Raw genomic sequence first — 26,395 nt, 5'->3', positions numbered from 1 at the left:
GCGGTCAGCGACGGGTGATCGCCTCGAATACCTTGGGGTCGACCAGGGTCGAGGTGTCACCCAGTTCGCGGCCCTCGGCCACATCGCGCAGCAGGCGGCGCATGATCTTGCCCGAACGAGTTTTGGGGAGTTCGGGAACGATATGAATTTCGCGGGGCCGGGCGATGGGTGAGATCTCCCGGGAGACTTCGGCTTTCAGATCCTTGATGAGAGTGTCGCCGGTGTTGTCCCCGTCGCCGGTGAGGATCACGAAGGCGACAATGCCCTGGCCGGTGGTCTCATCCGAGGCGCCGACCACCGCGGCTTCGGCGACACCGGAGTGCCCGACCAGCGCGGACTCGACCTCGGCGGTGGAGATGCGGTGGCCCGAGACGTTCATGACGTCATCGACCCGGCCCAGCACCCACAGGTCGCCCTCGGTGTCGAGTTTGGCGCCGTCACCGGCGAAGTACCAGCCCTGCTCGGCGTACCGAGCCCAATAGGTTTCCCGATACCGGTCGCTGTCACCCCAGATACCACGCAGCATCGAAGGCCACGGCTGATCCAACACCAGATACCCGTTGGCCTCGGTCTCCCCGAGCACGACGGGCTTGCCTTCCTCGTCCACGACCGTGGCCGAGATCCCCGGCAGCGGGGTCATCGCCGCACCCGGCTTGGCCGCGGTCACACCCGGGAGCGGGGAGATCATGATCGAGCCGGTCTCGGTCTGCCACCAGGTATCCACGATCGGAGTCCTGTTCGCCCCGATCGTTTCCCGATACCAGCGCCACGCCTCGGGATTGATCGGCTCACCCACACTGCCCAGCAGGCGCAGGCTCGACAAATCGTGAGCCTGGGGAATCTCCTTGCCCCACTTCATGAATGTGCGCACCAGCGTCGGGGCGGTGTAGTAGATGCTCACCCCGTACTTCTCGATGATCTGCCAATGCCGGTGCTCGTCAGGGAAATTCGGGGTGCCCTCGTACACGACCTGGGTCGCGCGGTTCGACAGCGGCCCGTACACGATGTACGAATGCCCGGTCACCCAGCCGATATCGGCGGTGCACCAGTACACATCGGTCCCGGGCTTGTGGTCGAACACGTAATTGTGGGTGTACGAGGTCTGAGTCAGATAGCCACCCGAGGTATGCAGAATGCCCTTGGGCTTACCCGTGGTGCCGGAGGTGTACAGGATGAACAGCGGATGCTCGGCATCGAACGCCTCGGCTTCATGCTCGGGCGAGGCGTTCGCCACCGTCTCATGCCACCAGAGGTCACGCCCTTCCCGCATGGACGTCTCGACACCCGTGCGATTCACCACGAGCACATGTTCGACACTCGAATCCGGCTGCCCCGCAAGCGCTTCGTCCACGGCCTCCTTCAGCGGTGCCGCACTCCCCCGCCGCCACTGCCCATCGGTGGTCACCACCAGCCGCGCCCGGGCGTCCTCGATCCGCTGCCCCAATGCCCCCGCCGAGAATCCGGCGAACACCACCGAGTGCACCAGTCCGAGCCGTGCGCACGCCAGCATGGTGACAATCGCCTCGGGCACCATCGGCATGTAGATGGCGACCCGGTCGCCGGCGCGAAGCCCCAGAGCGGTGAATTGATTTGCCGCTCTGGAGACTTCGGCCAGCAGGTCGGCATAGGTGATAGCGCGGGTATCACCCGGTTCGCCGACCCAATGAATGGCGACCTGGTCGCCGTGGCCGTCAAGGACGTGCCGATCGACGCAGTTGTAGGCGACATTCAGCTTGCCGCCGACGAACCATTTCGCGAAAGGCGCGTCCTCCCAGTCGAGTACGCGCGTCCACGGCTGCGCCCAGTGCAGCCGCCGCGCCTGTTCTGCCCAGAAACCCTCGCGGTCCGCCGCCGCCCGATCGTAGAGGGACGCAGTGGCATTGGCGTTCGCCGCGAACTCCGGGCTGGGCGGGTAGCTCAGCTGGTCGATGGGGTCGCGATCGATCGTGCTCGTCATTGCGATGTTCTCCAGTCGAAAGGGGCGGTTGGGGTTTACCAGGCAGGTGCGCTCAGTGCGCGATGGCCTTCTCGGCTCCGACGCCGGTGAGGGCGCGCACCTCCATCTCGGCGGCCTTGGCCGGATCCTCGTTATCACGGCCCAGGTAGGTGCCGACAATGCCGAGGACGAAGGCCAGCGGAATGGAGACGATGCCCGGATTGGACAGCGGGAACCAGGCGAAGTCCCGACTCGGGATCATGGCGGTCTTCGAGCCGGAGACGGCCGGGGAGAGGACGATCAGCACAATCGTGGAGATCAGGCCGCCGTACATGCTGAACAGCGCCCCGGTGGTATTGAAGCGCTTCCAGAACAGCGAGTAGATGATGGTCGGCAGATTCGCCGCGGCGGCCACCGCGAAGGCCAGCGCCACCAGGAACGCGATGTTCTGGCCATTGGCGAGAATGCCGAGGCCGATGGCGAGCAGGCCGATCACCACGGCGGTGATCCGGGAGACCCGAACCTGTTCCGCCTCACCGGCTTTGCCGCGCTTGATCACTCCGGCATAGATGTCGTGCGCGAACGATGCCGATGCGGTGATGGTCAGACCCGCCACCACGGCCAGAATGGTCGCGAACGCCACCGCCGAGATAATGCCGAGCAGCAGCACACCACCGAGTTCGAAGGCCAGCAGCGGAGCCGCCGAATTCTGGCCACCGGCGGCGGCGAGAATCCTGTCCGGTCCGACGATCGCGGCGGCGCCGTAGCCCAGAATCAGGGTGAAGACGTAGAACGCGCCGATCAGGCCGATGGCCCAAACCACCGAGCGCCGAGCCTCTTTGGCGGTGGGCACGGTGTAGAAGCGCATGAGCACATGCGGCAGACCGGCGGTGCCGAGCACCAGGGCCAGGCCGAGCGAGACGAAGTTCAGTTTGGAGGTCGCACTGCCGCCGTACTGTGCGCCGGGAGCCAGCACATCGCGGTGCGCCACGGCCTTATTGGCGGATTCGGAGACATGCTGCTGCGCCGAGCCGAGGATCTCGGACAGGTTGAAGCCGAATTTGCCCAGCACCATCACGGTCATGACCGCGGCGCCGGTGATCAGCAGGACGGCCTTGATGATCTGCACCCAGGTGGTGCCCTTCATACCGCCGATGAGTACGTACACGATCATGAGCAGGCCGACGACCGCGATGACCACGGATTGCCCGGCGCGACTGTCGATATCGAGCAGCAGCGCGACCAGGCCGCCCGCGCCCGCCATCTGCGCGAGCAGGTAGAACAGCGAGACGGTCAGTGTGGACAGTGCCGCCGCGGTACGCACCGGGCCCTGCCTGAGCCGGAAGCTCAGCACATCGGCCATGGTGAATTTTCCGGTGTTCCTGAGCATTTCGGCGACCAGCAGCAGTGCGACCAGCCATGCCACCAGGAAGCCGATGGAGTACAGGAAGCCGTCGTAGCCGTAGACGGCGATGGCGCCCGCGATACCGAGGAAGCTGGCGGCCGAGAGATAGTCGCCCGCGATGGCGATGCCGTTCTGCGGGCCGGAGAAACCGCGACCGCCGGTGAAGAAGTCCGAGGCGCTGGAAGTATTGCGGCTGGCGCGGATGACCACCACCATGGTGACCGCGACGAACACCGCGAAGATGGCGATATTGGCGGCCGGATTACCGACCGTGGTGGCGCTGGCGAGGAGGTTCACGCCTGTCCCCCTTCCAGTTCGGCGCGCAGTGCGGCGGCCCGGGGATCGAGTTCGCGCCCGGCGAAGCGCACGTACAGCGCGGTGATCACGAAGGTGGAGACGAACTGCCCCGCGCCCAGGATCAATCCGACATTGATATTGCCGATCACCTTGTGCGCCATGAAGTCGTGCGCGTACGCACCGAGCAGCACGTAGACCACATACCAGGCCAGGAAGAGCGCGGTCATGGGGAAGACGAAGCGGCGCAGCCGATTACGCAGTTCTTGGAATTGCGGACTGGCTTGTGCGGCGACGAAGTCCGCGGCGGTCGGCGTGCGCGGGGGCGCGTCCAGACCGAATTCGGTACTGCTCATCGGATTCCTAGCGTGTGATGTGGCTAACTGTCACGACGCTAACGAGATCGGGACCCGGGCAGAATGGTGTGGGCTGGGTCACTCGGTGAAGGTGCCCGGTTCTGCGGTGAACGGTCGATCGGATGCGACGAACGGTCACCCCGAGCGCAGGCCGCGTTCGCGATCCGCGCCCATACCGAGAGGTTCGGGGGCGTGCATGCGGACGAAGATATTCGCGATCTCGGCGGCGGATTGGCGGCGGGTCAGGCGGCTCACCAGGATCATCGCCGCGAAGGCGATGGGCACGCTGACGGCGGCCGGATAGCTGAGCAGAGCCGAGAGCCAGCCCGCGGCGAGTGCCTGCGAGACGCCGCCGGAGACCGAGACGGCGGTGGCGGCGCCGGACAGCAGGCCGCCGACGATCAGGCCGACTGCCGCACCGGCGGCGGTGAGTCCGCGCCACCAGATGCCGAGCACCAGCAGGGGACACATTGTCGAGGCGGCCACCGCGAAGGCCAGGCCCACGGCGCGCGAAAGATCAAGGGAGACAACGGTCAATGCCAGCAGCAGCGGGACAGCGCCGGCGACGATCGCGGCCAGCCGGAAGTCGCGAATCCGGCCCCGCAGCAGATCGGTGCCGACCACGCCCGCGATGCTGACCAGCAGGCCCGACGAGGTGGACAGGAATGCGGCCACCGCACCCGCGGCGACCAGGGCGGCGAGCAGCTGGCCGGGCAGCCCCGACAGCACCGCGCCGGGCAGCAGCAGCACCGCCGCGTCCGAGGCCCCTTCGTCCGGTAGCCGCGCGGCATACAACCTGGCCAGCACGCCGATCAGCACCGGGAACAGATAGAAGAATCCGACCATCGCGATCACGGAAAGCGCTGTGCTGCGGGCTTTCCGGCCATCGGGATTGGTGTAGAAGCGCACCAGCACATGCGGTAGGCCCAGGGTGCCCAGGAAGGTCGCGATAATCAGCGAATACACCTGGTACATCGGATGCGGGCCGCCGAGTCCGCCGCCCGGGAGCAGCCAGTCGGCATCGGTGGCGGCGGTCAGCCGCGGGGCTCCCGAATCGCCCTCGTGGCGCAGGAAATACGCGAGCAGCACCAGTCCCGGAATCGCGATGGCGGTGAGCTTGAGCCAATACTGGAACGCCTGTACGAAGGTGATCGACCGCATGCCGCCGCCCGCCACCGTGCCGATCACTATGAGGCCCACCGCGACCGCGCCCACCCAGTCCGGAACACCGAGCAGGATTCGCAGGGTGAGGCCCGCGCCCTGAAATTGCGGAATCATGTACACCCCGCAAATCACCACTACGACAAGGGCTGTCAGTTTGCGCACCCCGCGCGAGCCCAATCGGAACTCCACGAAATCGGGCATGGTGTACGCGCCCGAACGGCGCAGTGGCGCGGCCACGAACAGCAGCAGGCCGAGGTATCCGGCGGTGAATCCGACCGGATACCAGAGCGCATCGGCTCCGTACTTGGCGATGAGTCCGGCGACACCGAGATATGAAGCGGCGGAGAGATATTCACCCGAGACCGCGGCGGCATTCCAGCGCGGGCCGACCGATCGCGAGGCCACCAGGAAGTCCGAGGTGGTGCGCGCCAATCGTACCCCGTAGCTGCCGATGGCGACGCTGGCGCAGGCCGCGAGCAGCAGCGCCGCCACCGTAATCCACGATCCCGGCTGCGAATCCACCTCAGTCCCCGGTCAATTCGCCGAAGTCCTGTTCATTGCGCTCGGCCAGCCGTACGTAGACCAGCCCGGCCGCGAACAGCAATGGATATACCGCCACACCCAGCAACGCCCAGGACACCCGCACCCCCAGCAGCTCGGCGGACCCCAGCGGACCCAGTGCGAAGAGCAGGGGCAGCGCACCCAGCACGCCCACGACCACGAGCCCCACCCGCACCGCCAGCCCGAACTGCGCTCGAATCAGCCCGCCGATCATGGCCGCACCCACCTCGGTCTGCTCGGCCACTTCCACCCGAGTGCGCACCAGCCGCGCACCCCGCCGCTCCGCCAGCACCACGCGCTCCCGGCTCGGCCGCTGCGGGTTGGTCATCGCGCGGTCCGATGCTGACGCGGAGTGTGAATCAGCCGCTGCTTCAGATCGCGCACCTGACGGCGGCTCACCGGCAGCTCCACCGCCGCGGCACTGCCCTCGGCGCGCAGGCAGACGACCGTGCCGGTGCCGACCGTCCGCAGCCCGGTCACCAGGCGCAGCGCCACCAGATACGACCGGTGCACCCTGACGAATCCCGCCTCCTCCCAGCGCGATTCCAGCTCCGACAGTGGAATGCGCACCAGATGCGAGCCGGAATCGGTGTGCAGGCGCGAATAGTCCCCGTCCGCTTCGACCCAACTCACCGAGGCCCGATTCACCAGCGTCGTCGCCCCGCCCAGCTCGACCGGTATCACCTCGTGCGGATCGATCTCCAGCACCGGCCGCGGCTGCGCCTTCCCCGCGGCGATGCGCCGCACCGCCTCGGCCAGCCGGGCCTCCCGCAACGGCTTGAGCAGATAGTCCACCGCCCCGAGATCGAATGCGGAGACCGCGCGATCGTCATGCGCGGTCACGAAAACCACCGCGGGCGGCCGCGCGAACTCGGAGAGAATCCCCGCCAATTCGAGGCCGTCCAAGCCGGGCATATTGATATCCAGGAAGACCGCGTCCACCGCATGTGCCCGCAGCAGCCGCAATGCGCTGGTGGCATCCCCGGCCGAATGAATCTCACCGATACCGGGCTGTGCCCGCAGCAGAAAGACGAGCTCGTCCAGGGCGGGCCGCTCATCGTCCACGGCGAGCACGCGGAGCGCGGCGTCGGCCGAGTCAGTGGTCCTGGTCACAGTCGGAACATCCTAATCCCGACATATTCACCTCGTGTGGGCGGTGGCGAGAAGCAGCCTTACCTCTCGTTCTTCCCCTCCAACGCGAGAACGAGAAGTACCGGGCGCTCGCCACCGTCACTCATCTATTCCTTCGGCCCACCTCTTACCTGTTGTCGGTCGAAAGCTTTTCTCGCACAGTAAGTTCCATGACCGTCCGGTTTCTACCGTTTTCCTGCCCAATCACGGTCGTTTCCCGCCTCTTACGGCAGCCTGCGCCCGGGCCCGGCTACTTGTAATCTTCCGGCGGTGCGTGACATGGGCCGTGAGATCGACGCGGAATACCTGACCGAGACCTTCTCGACCGACGAGGACGATCCCGCCGCATCGTGGCATGAGTACCTGCATCAGCGGCAGGGATCGGTTCGACTCGGTTTCGGCGCGGACTTCCGCTCGGACGCCTATGCCCGGAACGTCGGCCGATTCCAGGTCGTCAGGTTCACTTCCGGCACACTCGACTACCGGCGCGCACCGCGCGATGTGCGCAGCGACGGGGACAACAGCTACCGCCTGCTGATCCCGCTGCGCGGCCGATTCCGGTTCGAACAGGGCGATTCCAGGGAAATCGCCGGCCCGGGCAACGCCTGCTTCTTCCATTGGGGACGCCCATTTTGGATGACGCATACAGACACGATCAGCGCAATAATCATGACCGTTCCCGAGAAGTCGATCGATTCCGCCCGCGCGGCGAATGCCTCGCTCATCCTGGATGACAAGCGCCCCCTGATACGCGCCCTGGAGGCACAGGTCCGCATGCTCGTCGAGGCCGAGGGCTGGACGGCAGCGGATTTCAGCGTCGCGTACTCCAGCGCGCTCACCCTGCTCGACGGTGCGCTGAATCCGGCCCCCGCCATCGGATCCGGCAGTCGCGCGCTGGATGTCGAGCGCGCACGCCGCCTGATCGAGCAGCACGCGCACGATCCCCGGGTGACACCGGCGGCCATCGCCGCGATGCTGGGCATCGGCGAGCGAACGTTGTACAAGGTTCTGAAAAGCGCCGGAGACCCCTCGCCGGGCGTACTACTGCGCACGATTCGCGTCGAGCGCGCCCACCGGCGATTGTCCGTCGCACTGCCCGTCGATATGGACAGAATCGCCTTCGAAGAGGGATTCCCCAGTACCCGCCGGTTCCGCGAAGCCTATCGAGAACACTACGGGCGGACCCCGGCCCAAATGCGCGAACACCTATTGGGTCAGGCCCCGAGGCGATGCCGGTCCACGGACCACCCGGCGCGATGACCCGGCGATGTCACGCGCGCACGCCCGGGCGGAATTTGGGGACGCGCATACTGACCTTGGTGCCCGCGCCGGGGGCGGTCTCCACGACGAGACCGTAGTCGTTGCCGAAGGCCGCACGCAGGCGGTCATCCACATTGGCCATCCCCACGTGGGCGGATTCTGCTGTGCCGGTGGTGGTTTCGATGGCGTCGAGGGCTCCGGAGCGCAGAATTCCGGGATCCATGCCGACGCCGTCGTCTTCGACGCTGATGACACAGTCCGCGCCCGCGTCCACGGCGATGATGCTGACGGTGCCGAGGCCGGGTTGGCCGGCCAGGCCGTGCCGAACCGCGTTCTCCACCAACGGTTGCAGAGCCAGGAAAGGGAGAACGACGGTGAGCACCTCGGGGGCGATTTGCAGGCGCACCCGCAGCGCGTCACCGAAGCGGGCGCGCTCCAGGGCGAGGTACCGATCGATATTGCTCAATTCGTCTGCCAGCGAGGTGAATTCACCGGCGGTGCGAAACGAGTAGCGAGTGAAGTCGGCGAAATCCAGGATCAGTTCCCGCGCCCGATCCGGATCGGTGCGCACGAACGACCCGATGGTATTGAGCGCGTTGTAGATGAAATGCGGACTGATCTGCGCCCGCAAGGCCCGCACCTCGGCCCGATCCAATCGCGCTCGCGAGGCATCCAGCTCCGCCAATTCGATATGGCCGCACGCGTATCGGGCGACCTCGGCGACCGCGCCGAGCATTCCCGGACCGGGCTTCCCGCGCGTCACCGCACCGAAGGCCCCGACCATCCCGCTGTGCTCGCTCGTCAGCGGTTGCGCCAGCAGTGTGTACCCGTCCGCGCAGGAGACCAGCACCGACCGCTCCCCAGCGATCGCGCGATTCGCGGCCTCCCCGAATGCTTCGGCGAGTTCGGCGTGCGCACCGTCCCAGGCCAGCAGCGCGCCCTCGGCATCGGCGATCCCGAGCGCCTCGGCACCCATGAGCGCACGCAGATAGGGTGCGGCCTGTTCGGCGGATTCCTCGGTGAGCCCGCGCCGCAACGGTTTCGCCGCCAGCGCCGCCGTCTGCAAAGCCGCGTGCACGGCCCGTTCCGCGGGTGTGGTCACCGACCGCCGCGTGCGCGGCCAGGCGAACAGCGCCCCCGCGATGAGCGCCCCGGCGATCACCACGGCGACCGCGGTGGCACTCACGGCATGAGCTGCGCGGCCAGCGTCGCGCCCAATTCCCAGCAGCGCTCCACGTCCTGCTTGCTCGGCGGCCCCGAAACGATCACGGCCGCACCGGCTTTCTCCCACCCGAGCCCGGTGGCAATACCCTCCACCCCGCGCTCGGCCCCCTCGGTCCCCTGATTGCCGTGCATATACATCGCGTACGGCCGCCCCCGCGTCGAGTCCAGACATGGGTAGTAGAAGGTGTCGAACGCATGCTTCAAAGCCCCGGACATGTACCCGAGATTCGCGGGCGTCCCGAGCAGATACCCATCCGCCTCGAGCACATCACTCGCGGTCACCGCGAGCGCCGCCCGCCGCACCAACTCCACACCCTGAATCTCGGGATCGGTCGCCCCGGCCACCACCGCCTCGAACATCTCCTGCATATGCGGTGACGGCGTGTGATGAATCAGCAGCAGCTTCGGCACAGTTGCGAGCCTAGTGGCGTGCCCGGTCCTGGACCGGGAGGGATCCGGCGACCACGCCGATCACCAGGATGAAGGCGATCAGCGCGCAGCCGGTTCGGGTGAAATGGAATAGTTCCCAGCGGCGCAGGATATCGGCATAATCGCTGGGCGGAGTGCCCACGGCCCAGCGCTTGATGTCCTGATTGATCGGCACGTTCCCGAAGCGGGTCACCAGGAACGAGATGAATGTCAGGGCCGAGGCGGTCGCCGCGACCCATCGCGGCCAACCCTTCGACCGCACCGCCAGGACCAGCGTGCTCAGCACGGCCAGACCCATCAGTGACTGCATCACCGGGCCGTTGACCCGCATGAGCGCGGTATGGAAGGTGAACCGAACATCAAGGGGCACTTCGCGAAACGCGTACAGCACGTTCACCGCGCCGTATCCGAAGGCCCCGGCCAGCAGACCGGGGAACAGCAGTGCCGCGGCCCGGACGGATTTCGACAACATAGGAACTCCCCTCACAATATCGCAACACCGAGTTGCGATAGACTCAGTGTGCCCGCCCGCCGTCAATATCGCAACAAGGAGTTGCAATGAGTGCTGCCGCGCCCCTCGGACGAGGACCGAAAGTCCGCGCCGCCGTACTCGCCGCCGCCGTCGACGAATTGAGCGAGCACGGATACGCCGCGTTCACCGTCGACAACGTGGCCCAGCGCACCGGAGTGCACAAGACCACCATCTATCGGCGCTGGTCCGATCGGGACGCCCTGATCGCCGACGCACTGGCCGACAGCGTCGCCGCGGAAATCCCCGTCCCCGATACCGGTTCGATCGACGACGATCTGAATACGTTGGCGCGCAGCCTGGTTGCCTGGATCAGCAGCCCATCGGGCCGCGCGGTCCTCTCGGTCATGGTGGCCGACACCGCGGGGCAGCCGTCACCACCTGTCTCGGCCCGGCATGTCTTCCGCGACCGCATCCGCACAGCGCTGCCGGTGGTGACACGTGCGATCGAGCGCGGTGAACTCCCCCCGGGTACCGACCCCGCCGAGTTGATCAAAACGCTGGTGGCGCCCATCTATTTCCGGGTGCTGATCACCGGCGAGACAGTGGACGATCGCACCGCCGCGGCCGCGGCGGCCGTCGCCGTCACAGCGGCACGCGCCGGTCTGTTCACCTGAGCGCGCAAACGACAAGGGCCGGTATCGCGGAATTCGCGATACCGGCCCCGCCCGGATCAACCGTGATTACGCCCCGCCCGGATCAACCGTGATTACTTGGCGGTCTCCCGCTTGGGCAGCTTCCAGCCCGGGCGCGGGAAGTGGCAGGTATAGCCCTCGGGGTAGCGCAGCAGGTAGTCCTGATGCTCGGGCTCGGCCTCCCAGAAGGTGCTGGCCGGGGTCACCTCGGTGACCACCTTGCCGGGCCACAGGCCCGAGGCGTCGACGTCGGCGATGGTGTCCAGTGCGACCTGCTTCTGCTCGTCGTCGAGGTAGAAGATGGCGGAGCGGTAGCTGTCGCCGATGTCATTGCCCTGGCGGTTCTTGGTGGTCGGGTCGTGGATCTGGAAGAGGAATTCCAGCAGGGCGCGGTAGTCGGTCCGCTCGGGGTCGTAGACGATCTCCACGGCCTCCGCATGTCCGGGATGGTTGCGGTAGGTGGGGTTGTCGTTGCGGCCGCCGGTGTAGCCGACGCGGGTGGAGAGCACTCCGGGTTGCCTGCGGATCAGATCCTCCATGCCCCAGAAGCATCCGCCCGCCAGAATCGCCTTGCGCGTGTCGGTCACGCCTCCTCCTTCGTGAAGAGAGTCTTGTACTGCCCGTACCCTTCGGCCTCGAGATCATCGAGGTGGATGAAGCGCAGGGCCGCCGAGTTGATGCAGTATCGCAGTCCGCCCCGATCGCGCGGTCCGTCGGTGAATACATGTCCGAGATGGCTGTCACCGTGGGCGGAGCGCACCTCTGTGCGAATCATCAGATGACTGATATCGCGCTTCTCGAACACATTCGACTTCTCGATCGGCTTGGTGAAACTGGGCCACCCCGATCCGGACTCGAACTTGTCCGTCGAGGCGAACAGCGGCTCACCCGAGACGACATCGACGTAGATTCCGGGCTCGTGGTTGTCCCAGTACTCGCCGGTGAACGCCCGCTCAGTCCCGTTCTCCTGCGTGACGTGGTACTGCTCGGGTGAGAGCGCCGCCACCGCCGCCGGATTCCGGTTGTATTCCTGTGTCACATGACCTCCTCAGTTCGGCCACACGTACAACCGGTGGCCCGGGCCGGAAGTTCCCACCCCCGGCCGGGCGTCACACTTCGTTCATAAAACGCCGCGTTCATAAAATGCCGCGTTCATAAAATGCCGCGTTCATTATTCGCCGTGCGGGCGGCGAGTGGCTACCTCCGCTGGTGGCGGCGGAGCTGGGTGGCGGCGATCGAGGCGATCAGCGACACCGCGGCGATGGTCGCGAAGGCGAATTGATATCCGGAGACCGGCGACCACGCGGATGCCGTTGCGCGGGAGAGGATTACGGCTACCGCCGCCACGCCCACCGCGCCGCCGACGCGTTGCAGGATATTGACGAAGGCGGCGGCGTCGGCGAGTTGGTCCGGGCGCACCGCGGCGTAGGCGGCCGAGACCAAGGGCATTCCCGCCAGCGCGGTGGCGACACCGGCCGCGAACAGGAGTAGCTGTACCAGAACGGGATTCGCGTCGGCCGCGAGGAAGGCGAACGGTAGCAGGGTCAGGGCCACGGCCAGGTTGCCGAAGATGGCGATCAGACCACCGCCGAAGCGATCGGCCAGGCGGCCACCCAGCGGGAGGGTGATGACACCGCCCGCACCGAAGGCGATCAGGCGCACGCCGGTCTCGACCAGGCCCGCACCATGCAGGACCTGGAAGTACAGCGGCAGCAGGACCATGACGCCGAACATCGATGCTCCGGCGAAGAAGCTGGCGGTGTTGGCGGCGGCGAAGACCCTATTGGTGAACATGCGCACGTCCAGGAGTGGCCGGGTGCTCGAGACGGTTCGGGCGACGAAGCCGACCAGGGCTACCAGGCCGAGGACCACCGGAAGCCAGACGGAAAGAGAAGTGGCGGAGCCGGTTTCGCCGATCTCGGACAGGCCGTAGACGACCGCGGAGACGCCGCCGCCCGCCAGGATCAGGCCGAGGAAGTCCAGCGATTGGGTTGGCGCACCGGGCTTCAGCGGCAGGTAGCGCAGACCGAGGGCAAAACCTATGAGGCCCAACGGGATATTGATCAGGAACAGCCACTGCCAGCTCCAATGCGCCAGCATGAGACCGCCGATGGTCGGGCCGATGGCGGGTGCGCCGACCACGGCGATACCGACCACGCCCATGACCCGACCCATGCGCTTCGGTCCGGCGGCCTGGCCGAGGATGGTTTGACCGGCGGGAATCATGACTCCGGCGGCCAGGCCCTGTAGCACGCGCAGGGCGATGAGCCAGCCCGCGGATCCGGCCAGGGCGCAGAGGCCCGAGGTGATGGTGAAGGCGAGCATGGCGCCGAGCCATAGTCGTCCGACACCGAGCCTGCGGCCGAGCCAGCCGCAGACGGTGAGCGAAACACCAAGGGCCAGCAGGTATCCGCTGGCCACCCATTGAATGGTGGCGAGCGAGGCGTGCAGGTCCGCGCCGATGGTGTGCAGCCCGATATTCACCAGTGAGGTGTCGAGCATGCCCATGATCGCGCCGAAGACGACGACACCGGCGGTGCGCCAGACATGCGCGGGGATCTTGTCCGAATCAGGGGTATCGGGCGGGCGAGAGGTTGTGGGGGCGGTGATATCCGGGCGCGTCTGCGGCATCGGACGACTCCTTCGAATGTGCTTGAGCTTCCCAATTGCAGACTTTAACAATGATTGAGCAACTCAACAATAGATATAATCCACGGGTGACCGAGAGCCGCGAGTACCACCCCAAGGGCCTGCTCCGCTATCCGACCTACGCGCTCGGCAAGCTGCACAAGGCCATGCACGCCGAACTGGGGACCTCGCTACGCGAGCACTGGGTGCTCACCTACCTCTCGGAGTTCAGCGAGATCACCCAGCAGGAGATGGCCGACGCGCTGGGCATCGATCGCAGTGAAGTGGTGCGGCTGGTCGACAGCCTGGAGAAAGCGGGCCTGGTCACCCGCACCCGCGATCCCGAGGACCGGCGCAAATACCGCTTGGCCATCACCAACGCGGGCCGCAAACTGCGCGATGAGACCAACGCCCAGATCGCCGTCGCCACCGATGCCCTGCTGTTCCGGCTCACCCCGGCCGAACGCGCTACGCTGCACCGGCTTTCACTCAAGGCGCTCGGTTACGACGTGAACGAGCTCTGAGCTCGCGCCCACGACCTGCCCGCATGCGCGCCCGATGGTTCCCCCGGGCGACTACCGTGGGCAGGTGCCTTCTCGACCACGACTACCGCGACTACCGCAGCTCACGCCTCCCCTGGACGCGCATCGCGGCTATTCGCAGCACGAGATTCTCGCCGAGCTGCGCCGGCTGATCCTGGAGGGCAATCTGCCGCCGGGCACCGGCATGCCGCTGGGTGAACTGGCGCGGCAGTTCGACGTGAGCGCCATCCCGGTGCGCGAATCCCTGCAAACCCTGATCGGTGAGGGTCTGGTCGAGCATCGGCCGAATCTCGGCTATCAGGTGACGCTGCTGACCGCCGAGGAGCTGCGCGAGCTGTATGTGGTCCGCGAGAGTCTGGAGGCGGCCGCGCTGGCCGCGGCCGTCCCGCGCGCGACCGCAGCGGATCATGGGCTGGCGCGCGAGACCCATGCCCGGCTCGAGCGCGCCATTCTCACCGAGAACGCGCTCGCCTATCACCGCGAGACCCGCAATTTCCATCTCGCCCTGGTGCGCCCGTCGGGGATGCCGCGCGTGGTGCACATGCTCGAGTACGCCTGGAATATCACCGAACCGGTGCAGCCGATGGTGCACGCCAGCACCGCCGATCGCGTGGTGCTGCACGCCGATCACAGCAAGCAGCTCGCGGCCTTCCTGGCTCGCGACGCGGACGCACTGTTACTGGCCACCGGAGCGCACCATGAGCGCTTGAACGGAGTACTGTCACGACTGCCCACCGATACCGGACTTTTTGCCGAATCAGCAGGTCAGAAAGATATATAGTTCCGGCAATATCCGGGCAACACCGGCTCGATAGCGTCGCGCACACCCTTGTTCCCGAAGGTCGGGACCCGATGAGATCGGATGTGCGACATGCCCGAAACCGTTGCGCCGCCGTCCACGAGTGCGCCCACCGACGCGCCGCACTCGGCAGCGACCAACGAGCCGCACGCGGCAGCGACCGACAAGCCGCACGCGGCAGCGACCGACGCGCCGGACTACGACCCCCGGCTGGTCAATGAAGACCTCGCCCCGCTGAAGAAGCAGACCTGGGGCACGTACAACATCTTCGCGTTCTGGATGTCCGATGTGCACAGCGTCGGCGGCTATGTCACCGCGGGCAGCCTCTTCGCGCTCGGTCTGCACAGCTGGCAGGTGCTGATCGCGCTGGTCGTCGGCATCACCATCGTGTACGGGCTGTGCAATCTGGTGGCCAAGCCCAGTCAGGTGACGGGCGTGCCGTATCCGGTCATGTGCCGCAGCGCCTTCGGCGTGCTGGGCGCGAATGTGCCCGCCATTATTCGCGGTCTGATCGCGGTGGCCTGGTACGGGATTCAGACCTTCCTGGCCTCGGCGGCCCTGGATGTGGTGCTGATCAAGCTGTTTCCGGGCCTCGCGCCGTACGCGGTGGTCGGTGACTACGGGTTCCTGGGCCTGTCCGCGCTGGGCTGGGCGTCCTATCTGATCCTGTGGGTGCTGCAAGCCTGCGTGTTCTGGCGCGGTATGGAGTCGATTCGCAAGTTCATCGACTTCTGCGGCCCGGCCGTCTACGTGGTCATGTTCGTGCTGTGCGGTTATCTGATCTGGAAAGCCGGTTGGAGCGGTATCGACCTGAACCTGGGTAGGCAGACGCTGTCCGGCTGGTCGTCGGTGCCGGTCATGCTCGGCGCGATCGCGCTCGTGGTCTCCTACTTCTCCGGTCCGATGCTGAACTTCGGTGACTTCTCCCGCTACGGCAAATCCTTCGCCGCGGTGCAGAAGGGCAATCTGCTCGGGCTGCCGGTGAACTTCCTGGTCTTCTCGCTGCTGGTCGTGGTGACCGCATCGCTGACCATTCCGGTGTACGGCGAGCTGATCACCGATCCGGTGGCGACCGTGGCGCGGATCGACAACACCTTCGCCATCGTGCTGGGTGCGCTGACCTTCACCATCGCCACCATCGGCATCAATATCGTCGCCAACTTCATCTCCCCCGCCTTCGACTTCTCGAATGTGAATCCGCAGAAGATCAGCTGGCGGATGGGCGGCATGATCGCGGCGGTCGGCTCGATCGTCATCACGCCGTGGAATCTGTACAACAATCCCGATGTCATCCACTACACGCTGGAGACCCTGGGCGCGTTCATCGGCCCGCTGTTCGGTGTGCTGATCGCCGACTACTACCTGGTGCGCAAGCAGCGGGTCGTCGTGGATGATCTGTTCACCATGTCCGAGCGTGGAACCTATTGGTACCGAAGGGGATACAACCCCGCGGCCATCATCGCCACCATCCTCGGCGCGGTCTTCGCGGTAATCCCGGTGCTGACCTCCGGCAAGATCACCGGTATGTACACCGCCGCGCAGTACAGCTGGTTCATCGGCTGCGGTCTCGCCTTGGCCGGCTACTACCTGCTGGCCACCCGCGGACCGCTGCGCCTACCCGCCCCCGTATTCGAAACTCGGTGAAATCCATGCGAATTCGAGTAATCAATCCCAATACCACGGCCGCCATGACGGAGTTGGCGGCCGAGGCCGCGCGCGCGGTCGCCGCGCCCGGGACCATTATCGAGGGCATCACCCCGGCCATGGGCCCGGCCTCGATCGAAAGTCATTACGACGAGGCGCTTTCCATTCCGGGGCTGCTCGCGGAGATCGTGCGCGGTGAGGCCGAGGGCGTGGACGGATACGTCATCGCCTGTTTCGGCGATCCCGGCCTGGACGCCGCGCGCGAGCTGGCGCGCGGTCCGGTGATCGGTATCGCCGAGGCCGCCATGCAGGCCGCCAGCCATCTGGGGCGCGGCTTCAGCGTGGTCACCACGCTGGCCCGCACCGGTGGCCGGGCCGCCGAATTGGCCGAGCGCTACGGTATGGAACGGTTCTGCGCGGGCATCCACGCCTGTGAGATTCCGGTGCTCGAACTCGAGGATCCCAAGGCGCGCACCGTCATCGCCGATGCCTGCCGGGAGGCCGTGCACACCGACAACTCCGATGCCATTGTGCTCGGCTGCGCGGGTATGGCGGATCTGTGCGAATACCTGACCCGCGAGGTCGGAGTGCCGGTGGTCGACGGTGTCGCCGCCGCCACCCTCACCGTGCAGTCCCTGGTCACCATGGGGCTGCGCAAATCCGGTCGCGGTGAGTACGCCGCACCGCTGCCCAAGCAGTACACCGGCCTGCTGGCCGGATTCTCCCTCGATAGTCAGGAGGCGCGTAAGTGACCCTGCCCTCGTACGTACTGGGCGATATCGAAGGCCGCTTGCGGTCGGTCGATTCGGAACTGGCGCAACGATATCCGGGTGATCGGGCGGGTCAGCCCATTCACACCGTGTATGTGAGCGCGGCCGATGCCACGCCGGAACTGCCGAAGGAGTGGGGCGCGAACGCCATCGAATTGGCCGGGAAGCACAGCGATGTGCTCACCGAGCTGGCCGGCGAGGAGGCGCTGACGCGGACGCTGAACGCCTTGCGCTGGCGGCCCGTTCAGGATCTGCGCCTGGATTTCGAGGACGGTTACGGCACCCGCGGTGACGAGGTGGAGGATCGCGACGCACTGCACGCGGGTGCGGTACTGGCGGCGCTGCCCGCCGAGGTGGTCTCGCGCGGCATTCGCATGAAGGGGCTCACCACCCTCGAATGGGAGCGCGCGGTAAGGACTTTGGAGAAGGTGCTGGAAGGCGCGAGCGGCGTGCCGGACGGTTTCGTCTTCACGATTCCCAAGATCCGCTCGGCCGATCAGGCCGAAGCGGCCGTACTGCTTTGCCAGGCAATCGAATCCGCGCACGGGCTACCCGAGGGTGCGCTGAAGTTCGAGCTCCAGATCGAGAGCCCGCAGGCCGTGATCGCCGCCGACGGCACCGCCACCGTCGCGCAGGCCATTCACCGCTCTGCCGGGCGCTGCACCGGATTGCACTACGGCACTTACGATTACAGCGCCGCCTGTGGAATCGCCCCGCAGTTCCAGTCCCTGGAGCATCCGGTCGCCGATCACGCCAAGGCCGTGATGCAGGCCGCCGCCGCCCAGACCGGCGTCTGGGTCTGCGACGGCTCCACCCAGGTGCTGCCCATCGGCACCGATGCCGAGGTGCGCACCGCCCTGGCCCGCCACTACCGCCTGGTCACCCGCTCGCTCGAGCGCGGCTACTACCAGGGCTGGGATATGGGCGCGGGCCATCTGGCCACCCGCTGGCTGGCCACCTTCGCCTTCTACCGCACCGCTCTCGGGGTGGCCGCGCCGCGCATCGGCCGCTACCTGGATCGACAGGGTGGCGCGGTGGTCGACGAACCCGCCACCGCTCAAGCTCTTGCGACCGTCGTGCTACGCGGATTGGATTGCGGCGCTTTCGGTCCCGACGAGGTGACGGCCCTGGTCCCGGCCGCGACCGTCACCGTGCTTCATCAGTTGCGAGAAAGGAAGATGCCGTCCCTATGACCGCTGATACGACTGATTTCACGCTGCTTCCCGATCTGGCCGTGCGCTCGCTGGGAGGGGCGGTGATCTGGGCCAATGACGAATCCTTCGCGGAGCGGGAGAATCTCATCCGACCGGAGGAGTCCACCTACCGGCCCGCCACTTTCGGGCATAAGGGCCAGGTGTACGACGGGTGGGAGACCCGGCGACGGCGCGGGGATATCGGGGCCGCACCCGAAAGTGATGACTGCGATACCGCGATCGTCCGGCTCGGTGTACCCGGGGTGATCCACGGCGTCGTGGTGGACACCGCCTGGTTCAAGGGCAACTATCCGCCCGAGGTTTCAGTGGAAGCCATTGCGGTGCAGGGATATCCGTCTGCCGAGGAGATCGCCGAGCGGGATGGCTGGACCACCATTGTGGCGCGGGCCGCGGTGAACGGGGACAGCCGCAATCCGTTCCCGGTGGACTCCAAGCGCCGGTTCACCCATGTGCGACTGCGCATGTTCCCGGACGGCGGCGTGGCGCGTTTGCGCGTGCACGGTATCGCCAAACCCGAACTGCGCTGGCTGGATTCGGGTCCGTTCGATCTGGCCGCACTGGAGAACGGCGGTCTGGTGGCGGATTGCTCGAACCGCTTCTACTCCCATCCCGAACAGATCCTGCTGCCCGGCCGGGCGCGCTCCATGGGCGACGGCTGGGAGACCGCGCGTCGGCGCGATAAGGACAATGACTGGGTCCTGGTGCAATTGGCGGGTGAGGGCGTGCTCGCCATGGCCGAGATCGACACCTCGTACTTCCTGTTCAACAGTCCGGGCGCGACCGCGCTGACCGGTATTCGCGCGGACGGCTCCGAGGTGGAGTTGTTGCCGCGCACGGTGATTCGTCCCGATACCCGGCATCGCTTCGCCATCGACTCGAATGAGGCGGTGGTGCGGGTGCGCCTGGACGCCTTCCCCGATGGTGGCCTGGCACGGCTGCGCCTGTTCGGCACGCTCACCGAGGCAGCCCGGGCGGAGATGGCCGCCGAACGGGAAGGTGAACTCGCATGAGCGATTTCGATCTGAACTACCCCCGGGACATGGTCGGCTACGGCCCCAATCCCCCGCATCCGCAGTGGCCGGGTCGGGCCAATATCGCGGTGAACTTCGTCCTCAATTACGAGGAGGGCGGGGAGAACACTGTGCTGGACGGAGATGCGGGGTCGGAGACGTTCCTGTCGGATATCGTTCCGGCGCAGTCGTTCCCGGACCGGCACCTGTCCATGGAGACCATCTACGAGTACGGCTCACGCGCCGGACTCTGGCGGGTGCTGCGGCTGTTCGAACAGCGCGATATCCCGCTGACCATCTTCGGTGTGGCGCGCGCCCTGGAGCGCAATCCGGAGGCCGTCGCGGCCTTCAAGCGCCTGGGCCACGAAATCGCCTGTCACGGTCTGCGCTGGATCTCCTACCAGGAGGTCGATGCGAAGATCGAGCGTGAACACATGGAAGAGGCGGTAAACATCATTACCCGCCTCTTCGGCGAACCGCCGCGTGGCTGGTACACCGGGCGGGACTCACCCCGAACCCGCGAACTTGTCGTCGAACACGGCGGATTCGCGTACGACTCGGACTCCTACGCCGATGACCTGCCGTACTGGGTGAAGGTGGGCGAGCATGACCAGCTGGTCGTGCCGTACACCCTGGAGACCAATGACATGCGGTTCTCCTCCCCCGCCGGTTTCGCCAACGGTGAGGAGTTCTTCTCGTACCTGCGCGACGCCTTCGACATCCTCTACGCCGAGGGTGAGGCCGGAGCCCCGAAGATGCTGTCGGTGGGCCTGCACTGCCGCATTGTCGGAAAGCCCGCCCGCGCGAAGTCGCTGGAGCGATTCCTGGACTATGTGCAGTCGCATGAGAAGGTGTGGCTGACCCGTCGCATCGATATCGCGGACCACTGGCGCAAGGTCCATCCGCCGCGGTAGGCCGAAGTGCAGCCGCCGCAGTAGCCCCTGCCGCCTTCCGTCATCCCGAGCCCGGCACCTCGCCCGTCATCCCGGCATGCTTTTGGCCGGGATCCACCTGACAGTTGTGGATCCCGGCCAAAAGGCGCGCCGGGATGACGGGGCGGGCAGCGGCCGACGGGTCAGGGCTGCTGAGCGGTGCGCTCCCCGCGCTCCAATTCCACTGCCCGGCGCATGACTTCGCGCGCACGGGTCCTATCACCGGCGTAGTCGTAGGCGCGCGCGGCGCGATAGTTGGTGCGCCAGTTGTCCGGATCGGCTTCCCACTCCGTCTTCACCCGCTCGAAGAGCTGATCGGCCGCTGCGCGTTCCAGGCGTCCGGACGGACGGCGCGGCAGATCCGAGGTGTCCAACTCCAACCCCTCGGCGTGAATCCGCTTGGCCAGATGCTGATGCGCGAAGGCCGCGCGAACACTGGAGGCGACCACCCAGACGCCGAGCAACGGGAGCACCAGCACGCCGACGCCGAGGATCGCGGCCGGAATCGAACCCGAGGCGATCAGGCTGACCGCGATACGCCCCAGCAGCAGGAAGTAGAAACCGAGCACCAGCACCAGGGCCGCGATGAACGCGACCCGCTTGCCGACCTCCCGGCTGTTGTTCTCCGGCGCGGTCACAGGTCCAGCAGGGCGTCGATGCCCACGGTCAGACCGGGGCGATGCGGGGTCTTACGGGTACCGAGCAGCACGCCGGGCACGAACGAGGTCCGGTCCATGGAGTCGTGCCGAATGGTGAGGGTCTCGCCCTGAGTGCCGAACAGCACCTCCTGATGCGCGACCAGTCCGGCCAGGCGCACCGAGTGCACGCGCACGCCGTCCACATCCGCGCCGCGCGCGCCCTCGAGCTCCTGCGAGGTGGCGTCCGGGCTGCGGCCCACGCCCGCCTTCTCCCGCGCGGCGGCGATCATGCTCGCCGTGCGGAACGCGGTGCCGGACGGCGCGTCGGCCTTGTTCGGGTGGTGCAATTCGATGACCTCGACCGAATCGAACCAGCGCGCGGCCTGTTCGGCGAAGCGCATGCTCAGCACCGCGCCGATGGCGAAGTTGGGTGCGATGAGAACGCCGACCTCGGGCTCGGCGGCCAGCCAGCCGCGCACCCGGTCGAGCCGCTCGGCATCGAAGCCGGTGGTGCCGACCACGGCGTGAATGCCATTGGCCACCAGCCACTCCAGATTCGGCATCACCACATCGGGGTGGGTGAAGTCGATGACGACCTCGGTGCCCGCGGCGGTGAAGGTCTCCAGCGCGTCATCCTTGTCGACCTGGGCGACGAGCTCCAGATCGGCGGCTGCCTCGACCCCGGCGCAGATCGCCTGTCCGACCTTGCCGCGCGCTCCGAGCACACCCACCCGGATCCGGTTCGTGGTCACCACGTCTCCTCACATGCCTCGCCTGCTCACAAAAAGTCCGGCTTGAGCCTATCGGGTCGCCGATCAGACCTGTGGAACCCCCGTTACGGTGCAGCGATGGCAACTGTTCAGTTCACGGTCAACTGGTGGTTGTATCGAGTCGGTAGGCATCGCCTGTGAGAATTCGCCGTAGTACCCCCAGCGCGCTCGTCGCCGTCGCCGTCTGCGCTGCGACCCTGGCCGCCTGCTCGTCCTCCGACGCCGGTGCCGACTTCACCGCGACCAAGGACCAGCCACTGGTCATCTCCCTCGACGACTTCCTGGCCAAGACCGGCGGGACGGCGGCGGTGGGCATCGCGGACCCGCAGCACGGCACCATCACCCGCCGCGTCGACGGTTCGGTGGTCTACACGCCCGCCGCGGGCTACACCGGTTCGGACAGCATCACCGTCACCACCACCGATGCGGTGAAGTTGTACACCACCGATATCAAGCCGCTGGGCGACTTCGGTGGAGTCACGGTGCAGGGCAGCGGATTCGGTTCGGCCTTCGCGCCGGTGCCCGGCTCCAAGGACGAGTTCTACGGGCTCACCGACCGCGGCCCGAATGTGGACGGTAAGGGTAAGAACGAGAAGATCGTCGCGGTACCGGATTTCACGCCTTCCATCGCCAAGTTCAAGATGGTCGGCACCCGCGCGGTGGTGGAATCCACCATCCCGCTGAAGAATCCGGTGGGCCAGCCGTTCAACGGCCTGGTCGACACCTCGGCCACCACCGGTGAGACCATCAAGGATCTCGCGGGAAAGGTGCTGCCGCCCACCGATCACGGTATCGACAGTGAGGGTCTGGTCGCCCTGCCCGACGGCAGCTTCTGGGTCTCCGACGAATACGGCCCGTTCCTGGTGCATTTCGATGCCAAGGGCAATGAGCTGGAGCGGCTGGCGCCGGGACGCGGTCTGCCCAAGGAGCTTTCACTGCGCACCGCCAATCAGGGTATGGAGGGGCTGACCGTCACCCCCGACGGCAACACCCTGGTCGGCATCGTGCAGTCCGCGTTGAAGGAGCCCGGAGTCGCCTCCGCGCGTGAGGTTCCCATGACGCGCATCGTCACCGTGGACCTGAAGACGCGGGCGGTCAAGGAGTTCATCTACCCCCTGGAGAACCCGAAGAAGAAGCTCGCGGTCTCCGAGATCACCGCGCTGAGCGCCACCACCTTCGTGGTCGACGAACGCGATGGCAACAAGGCTCCCAAGGCCGATAAGAAGCTGTGGACCATCGATATCGGCAATGCCACCGATGTCGGGCCGCGGTCCGAAGTCGCCGGTGCGCAGTACGACCCGGACCGGGGCCTGCTGATCGACGGTAAGCCGATCGAGGTCTATGTCGGCACCGTGAGCACCGCCGACGGCGTGGCCGCGTTGCGGAAGGCGGGTATCACCGCCGTCGCCAAGAAGTCGAGCCTGGACCTCGGCGGGCTGGTCGACGGCCTGAACGCCGACGGAAAGTTCTTCGGCCACGACAAGATCGAAGGTGTGGCCACCACCGACGGCGGTAAGACGCTCTACATCTCCAATGACAGCGACTTCGGTCTCGATGGCTCCACCGGCGACGCGCCGCCGTTCGGGCTCGCGGCCAAGACCCTGCCGAATGGTGTGCAGGACAGCGGTGAGGTGCTGATGGTGGACACCACCAAGCTGCCCGCGAAGACGCAGACCAAGACGATCAACCTGACCGTCAAGTAGGCACCGCCGTTTCGAAAGACCGCGCCCGCCACGGAAATCCGGGGCGGGCGCGTTGGTCTCGAACCGAGATACGGTGCGGCTCAGTCGAAGACGACCACCTGACGCAGCGCATGCCCCGCGGCGAGCTCATCCATTCCGGAATTGATGTCCTCGAGCTTGATATGCGAGGAGACCAATCGCTCGACCGGCAGCTTGCCCTCGCGCCACAGGCGCACGAACTCCGGAATATCCCGGGACGGCACGGCCGATCCGAGATAGCTGCCGATGATGGAGCGGCCCTGCGCGACCAGCCCCAAAGGCGAGACGCTGGCCATGGCATCGGGTGCGGGCAGGCCGACCGTCACCGTGGTGCCGCCGACCGCGGTCGCGGCCACCGCGGTCTCGAAGGCGCGCACGTTGCCCGCGGCCTCGATCACCACTTCGGCCTGAATACCCTGCTCGGCCAACTCCGCCGGGGTGTAGGACGCGGTCGCGCCCAACTCCATGGCGGCCTGCAACTTCTCCGGCACGGTGTCGACGGCGATCACATCGCGGCCGGTGCCCTCGCGCAGCGCCGCCGCCACCAGTACCGCGGCCATACCGACCCCGCCGAGCCCGACCACCATAATGCGATCGGCCGGTCCGGGCTTCGCCGAATTCAACAGTGCCCCACCGCCGGTCAGCACCGCGCAGCCGAGTACGGCCGCCACCTCCGGCGGCACATCGTCATCCACCGGAACCACCGAATGCCGATCCACCACCGCGTGCGTGGCGAACGCGGAGACGCCCAGGTGATGGTGCACCGGCTCACCGTCGCGCAGCAGTCGCCGTCCGCCGTTCATGAGTTCACCGGAGTTGTTCGCCATACTGCCCGGCAGACAGGGGGTGCGGCCCTCGGTCGCGCAGCCCGCGCATTCACCGCAGCGCGGCAGGAAGGTCATGACCACGCGCTGTCCGACCGCGAGATCGCTCTCCCCCGGGCCGATGGCCTCCACTCGTCCGGCGGCCTCATGCCCGAGCAGCATGGGTACCGGTCGCACCCGATTCCCGTCCACCACCGACAGATCCGAGTGGCACAGGCCGGCCGCCTCGATCTTCACCAGTAGTTCGCCGGGGCCGGGTTCACCCAGGTCGAGTTCGCTCACCACGATGGGTTTCGACTCGGCGAAGGGCGGCTGCGCCCCGATTCGTTCCAGTACAGCTCCACGAATCCTCATGCGCCCGACGCTACTCCAACACCCCGTAACGGACCGACTTACCACCTTCCCAGACAGTTGGAAATCTGGTTCGATGAAGAGCGGATAGGAGCACATATGCCAAGCACCGCAATGACCACAGGCAACCGCGCGCTCAACCAACTGGTGACCGGATTCTTCGGAAACGTCGCCCGGGCCTATGACACCAAGGCCCTGCAGCAGGCCGTGTACCGTCCGCCGCAGGATCAGGTGGTGGCCGAGCTGCGCGCCGCCGGATCCCGCCGCATCGCCGATATCGGCTGCGGCACCGGCATTCTCACCACCCGGATCGCCGAGGAGCTGCGGCCCGAGGTGGTGTACGGGGTGGACGCCTCCACCGGCATGCTGGCCCAGGCCCGCGCCCGCTGCGCGGATGTGCACTGGCGGCACTCGGCCGCCGAACATCTGCCGCTCGGCGACGGCGAATTGGATGCGGTGGTCTCCACCAGCGCCTTCCACTTCTTCGACCATCCGGTGGCGCTGCGCGAATTTCATCGCGTCCTGGTCCCCGGTGGTCTGGTCGCCATCGCCACCATGCACCCGTCGGCCCCCACCGCCCGCCCTATTCAGCGCCTGACCCGCAGCCCGCTCTTCCCCGCGCACGCACCGTCGCCGCGCGAGACCCGAAAGCTACTGGAGGATGCCGGTTTCAAGGTGATGGACCAGCGCAAGATCGCCCGGCCCATCCCCGCCTGGCTGGTTCCGGACGTCATTACCGTCGGCCGCCGCGGGTAATCCGGACGTATGTCATGGCGCGGGCGGCACCCCGCGTTCGGTCTGCGCCACTACCCGCGTACTCAGGTGCCGGGTTTGTCGCTGCCACGGAAGCAGACCGTCATCTGACGCTTGTCCCAGACGACCCAGACCGCGCCCTGGCCGTCACGAGGGCAGGCCGAGCCGTCGGTGGAGTTCTCGAAGACCGCGGTGGCCTTGACTATGTGATCGCCGGGGGTATCGCAGTCGACCTTGGCCGGTTCGTCCATATGGGCGGTGTCGTAGCAGAATCCGACGCGCCAATCGAAGGCCAGGCACAGGTGGTAGAGCTGCTTGCCCGCGTGATCCTTGCGGGTGGTCTCGAGTTTGTAGAGCGGGCCGGTGCAGGGATCCGGACTGTTCTGCAGCACACGGTAATTCGCGTCGACGGTATTGCAGTCGGCGGGGGCGGGGCTGCCGGGTTTCCAGGTCGGACTGCCGTCCGGATCGGTGGCGGCCTCCATCGGAACCTCCACGCAGTCACCGGGTTTGAGCTGCTGCATCGGATCGGGGACGGCGGGTTTCGGATTGGCGGTGCTGGTCGGAATGCCCGCGTCGACCAGGCCCGGTGAGGTGGGTTGGGCGCTGCCGATGATGGTGTCGCCCGCGATGGCCGAGGTGAGCGGGATGGCCGCCGAAGCCATTGCGAGCCAGCCGAAGAGGCCGAGGGTCACCGTCAGGACTGTCAGCCAGCGTTTGCCGCGGGCGGTCGGGTCCCAGGAGCGCTTCGCCTCGCGTTCGAAGGCTATTGCGAAGAAGCCGGTTACGGCTGCTGCCAGCAGCAATGCCGCGGCTCGGCCCCCATCTGCCCAGTCAACGCCCAGCGTCCCCACCACAATCCCCTAGATCGGTAC

27 protein-coding genes are annotated in these 26,395 nt (G+C 66.7%); 11 read left to right on the top strand and 16 right to left on the bottom strand.

The window, feature by feature from the left end; translation table 11 throughout:
- Positions 1–4: 4 nt before the first annotated feature.
- The 6 genes from acs to OHB26_RS22655 form a co-directional block, all read right to left on the bottom strand.
- Positions 5–1,957, bottom strand: coding sequence for an acetate--CoA ligase (gene acs / locus OHB26_RS22680; RefSeq protein WP_330179276.1), 1,953 nt, complete (start codon positions 1,955–1,957; stop codon positions 5–7).
- Between the two features lie 52 nt (positions 1,958–2,009).
- A complete protein-coding gene (locus OHB26_RS22675; protein ID WP_330179275.1) occupies positions 2,010–3,638 on the bottom strand; it encodes a solute symporter family protein in 1,629 nt (542 codons plus the stop codon).
- Positions 3,635–3,991 (bottom strand): DUF485 domain-containing protein, encoded by a 357-nt coding sequence (locus OHB26_RS22670; protein WP_330179274.1) that lies wholly within the window; start codon positions 3,989–3,991, stop codon positions 3,635–3,637. Before OHB26_RS22670 ends, OHB26_RS22675 begins: the two co-directional genes overlap by 4 nt.
- Positions 3,992–4,126: 135 nt before the next feature.
- Positions 4,127–5,677, bottom strand: coding sequence for a sodium/solute symporter (locus OHB26_RS22665; protein ID WP_330179273.1), 1,551 nt, complete (start codon positions 5,675–5,677; stop codon positions 4,127–4,129).
- Position 5,678: 1 nt separating this feature from the next.
- Positions 5,679–6,044, bottom strand: coding sequence for a hypothetical protein (locus OHB26_RS22660; protein ID WP_330179272.1), 366 nt, complete (start codon positions 6,042–6,044; stop codon positions 5,679–5,681).
- Positions 6,041–6,829: a LytR/AlgR family response regulator transcription factor gene (locus OHB26_RS22655; RefSeq protein WP_330179271.1), complete on the bottom strand. Its 789-nt coding sequence runs from the start codon at positions 6,827–6,829 to the stop codon at positions 6,041–6,043. The genes OHB26_RS22660 and OHB26_RS22655 overlap by 4 nt, the downstream gene beginning before the upstream one ends.
- A 297-nt stretch (positions 6,830–7,126) precedes the next feature.
- On the opposite strand from OHB26_RS22655, the gene OHB26_RS22650 reads away from it, so the two are divergent.
- Positions 7,127–8,107: a helix-turn-helix transcriptional regulator gene (locus OHB26_RS22650; RefSeq protein WP_330185751.1), complete on the top strand. Its 981-nt coding sequence runs from the start codon at positions 7,127–7,129 to the stop codon at positions 8,105–8,107.
- 10 nt (positions 8,108–8,117) lie between these two features.
- On the opposite strand, the gene OHB26_RS22645 is transcribed toward OHB26_RS22650, so the two are convergent.
- The 3 genes from OHB26_RS22645 to OHB26_RS22635 are packed head-to-tail and all read right to left on the bottom strand — an operon-like array spanning position 8,118 to position 10,232.
- Positions 8,118–9,293, bottom strand: a complete 1,176-nt coding sequence (locus tag OHB26_RS22645; protein ID WP_442942703.1) for a sensor histidine kinase — start codon at positions 9,291–9,293, stop codon at positions 8,118–8,120.
- On the bottom strand, positions 9,290–9,742 hold the full coding sequence (locus OHB26_RS22640) for a flavodoxin family protein (protein WP_330179270.1): 453 nt from the start codon (positions 9,740–9,742) through the stop codon (positions 9,290–9,292). The genes OHB26_RS22645 and OHB26_RS22640 overlap by 4 nt, the downstream gene beginning before the upstream one ends.
- Before the next feature lie 10 nt (positions 9,743–9,752).
- Complete coding sequence (locus OHB26_RS22635; RefSeq protein ID WP_330179269.1) at positions 9,753–10,232, bottom strand: DUF1772 domain-containing protein; 480 nt, start codon at positions 10,230–10,232, stop codon at positions 9,753–9,755.
- 86 nt (positions 10,233–10,318) lie between these two features.
- Here OHB26_RS22635 and OHB26_RS22630 point away from each other — a divergent pair, with 86 nt between their 5' ends.
- Entirely contained in the window at positions 10,319–10,906 is a 588-nt protein-coding gene (locus OHB26_RS22630; protein ID WP_330179268.1) for a TetR/AcrR family transcriptional regulator, read from the top strand.
- A gap of 92 nt (positions 10,907–10,998) precedes the next feature.
- Here the strand turns inward: OHB26_RS22630 and msrA are convergent, their stop codons facing one another.
- From msrA to OHB26_RS22615, 3 genes are all read right to left on the bottom strand, one after another.
- On the bottom strand, positions 10,999–11,511 hold the full coding sequence (gene msrA, locus OHB26_RS22625) for a peptide-methionine (S)-S-oxide reductase MsrA (protein ID WP_330179267.1): 513 nt from the start codon (positions 11,509–11,511) through the stop codon (positions 10,999–11,001).
- Positions 11,508–11,963 carry a peptide-methionine (R)-S-oxide reductase MsrB gene (gene msrB, locus OHB26_RS22620; RefSeq protein ID WP_330179266.1) on the bottom strand — a complete coding sequence of 152 codons (456 nt, stop codon included), beginning with the start codon at positions 11,961–11,963 and terminating at the stop codon, positions 11,508–11,510. Before msrB ends, msrA begins: the two co-directional genes overlap by 4 nt.
- Before the next feature lie 158 nt (positions 11,964–12,121).
- Complete coding sequence (locus OHB26_RS22615) at positions 12,122–13,555, bottom strand: DHA2 family efflux MFS transporter permease subunit (protein ID WP_330179265.1); 1,434 nt, start codon at positions 13,553–13,555, stop codon at positions 12,122–12,124.
- Between the two features lie 86 nt (positions 13,556–13,641).
- Here OHB26_RS22615 and OHB26_RS22610 point away from each other — a divergent pair, with 86 nt between their 5' ends.
- The 7 genes from OHB26_RS22610 to puuE all read left to right on the top strand — a co-directional run bounded on the left by OHB26_RS22610 (position 13,642) and on the right by puuE (position 20,445).
- Entirely contained in the window at positions 13,642–14,076 is a 435-nt protein-coding gene (locus OHB26_RS22610; protein WP_330179264.1) for a MarR family winged helix-turn-helix transcriptional regulator, read from the top strand.
- A 64-nt stretch (positions 14,077–14,140) separates the two neighbouring features.
- A complete protein-coding gene (locus tag OHB26_RS22605; RefSeq protein ID WP_442942702.1) occupies positions 14,141–14,875 on the top strand; it encodes a GntR family transcriptional regulator in 735 nt (244 codons plus the stop codon).
- A 90-nt stretch (positions 14,876–14,965) separates the two neighbouring features.
- Complete coding sequence (locus OHB26_RS22600; protein ID WP_330179263.1) at positions 14,966–16,537, top strand: NCS1 family nucleobase:cation symporter-1; 1,572 nt, start codon at positions 14,966–14,968, stop codon at positions 16,535–16,537.
- 5 nt (positions 16,538–16,542) lie between these two features.
- Positions 16,543–17,289, top strand: coding sequence for an aspartate/glutamate racemase family protein (locus tag OHB26_RS22595; protein WP_330179262.1), 747 nt, complete (start codon positions 16,543–16,545; stop codon positions 17,287–17,289).
- On the top strand, positions 17,286–18,500 hold the full coding sequence (locus OHB26_RS22590; RefSeq protein WP_330179261.1) for a DUF6986 family protein: 1,215 nt from the start codon (positions 17,286–17,288) through the stop codon (positions 18,498–18,500). The genes OHB26_RS22595 and OHB26_RS22590 overlap by 4 nt, the downstream gene beginning before the upstream one ends.
- Positions 18,497–19,531 (top strand): allantoicase, encoded by a 1,035-nt coding sequence (gene alc / locus OHB26_RS22585; protein WP_330179260.1) that lies wholly within the window; start codon positions 18,497–18,499, stop codon positions 19,529–19,531. The genes OHB26_RS22590 and alc overlap by 4 nt, the downstream gene beginning before the upstream one ends.
- Complete coding sequence (puuE, locus tag OHB26_RS22580) at positions 19,528–20,445, top strand: allantoinase PuuE (protein ID WP_330179259.1); 918 nt, start codon at positions 19,528–19,530, stop codon at positions 20,443–20,445. The genes alc and puuE overlap by 4 nt, the downstream gene beginning before the upstream one ends.
- A gap of 161 nt (positions 20,446–20,606) precedes the next feature.
- On the opposite strand, the gene OHB26_RS22575 is transcribed toward puuE, so the two are convergent.
- The gene (locus OHB26_RS22575) at positions 20,607–21,101 is read right to left on the bottom strand and encodes a hypothetical protein (protein WP_330179258.1); all 495 of its coding nucleotides are present in this window, start codon (positions 21,099–21,101) and stop codon (positions 20,607–20,609) included.
- Complete coding sequence (dapB, locus tag OHB26_RS22570; protein WP_330179257.1) at positions 21,098–21,853, bottom strand: 4-hydroxy-tetrahydrodipicolinate reductase; 756 nt, start codon at positions 21,851–21,853, stop codon at positions 21,098–21,100. Before dapB ends, OHB26_RS22575 begins: the two co-directional genes overlap by 4 nt.
- A 155-nt stretch (positions 21,854–22,008) precedes the next feature.
- Between dapB and OHB26_RS22565 the strand changes: the two genes are divergently transcribed.
- A complete protein-coding gene (locus tag OHB26_RS22565; RefSeq protein ID WP_330179256.1) occupies positions 22,009–23,574 on the top strand; it encodes an esterase-like activity of phytase family protein in 1,566 nt (521 codons plus the stop codon).
- A gap of 80 nt (positions 23,575–23,654) precedes the next feature.
- Here the strand turns inward: OHB26_RS22565 and OHB26_RS22560 are convergent, their stop codons facing one another.
- A complete protein-coding gene (locus tag OHB26_RS22560) occupies positions 23,655–24,770 on the bottom strand; it encodes an alcohol dehydrogenase catalytic domain-containing protein (RefSeq protein ID WP_330179255.1) in 1,116 nt (371 codons plus the stop codon).
- Positions 24,771–24,866: 96 nt separating this feature from the next.
- On the opposite strand from OHB26_RS22560, the gene OHB26_RS22555 reads away from it, so the two are divergent.
- On the top strand, positions 24,867–25,523 hold the full coding sequence (locus tag OHB26_RS22555) for a class I SAM-dependent methyltransferase (protein ID WP_442942701.1): 657 nt from the start codon (positions 24,867–24,869) through the stop codon (positions 25,521–25,523).
- A gap of 62 nt (positions 25,524–25,585) precedes the next feature.
- Here the strand turns inward: OHB26_RS22555 and OHB26_RS22550 are convergent, their stop codons facing one another.
- Positions 25,586–26,374 carry a hypothetical protein gene (locus tag OHB26_RS22550; protein WP_330179254.1) on the bottom strand — a complete coding sequence of 263 codons (789 nt, stop codon included), beginning with the start codon at positions 26,372–26,374 and terminating at the stop codon, positions 25,586–25,588.
- Positions 26,375–26,395 lie beyond the last annotated feature (21 nt).

Source organism: Nocardia sp. NBC_01503 (assembly GCF_036327755.1).
Taxonomy (GTDB): domain Bacteria; phylum Actinomycetota; class Actinomycetes; order Mycobacteriales; family Mycobacteriaceae; genus Nocardia.
This window is presented reverse-complemented; position numbering and strand designations above follow the sequence as displayed.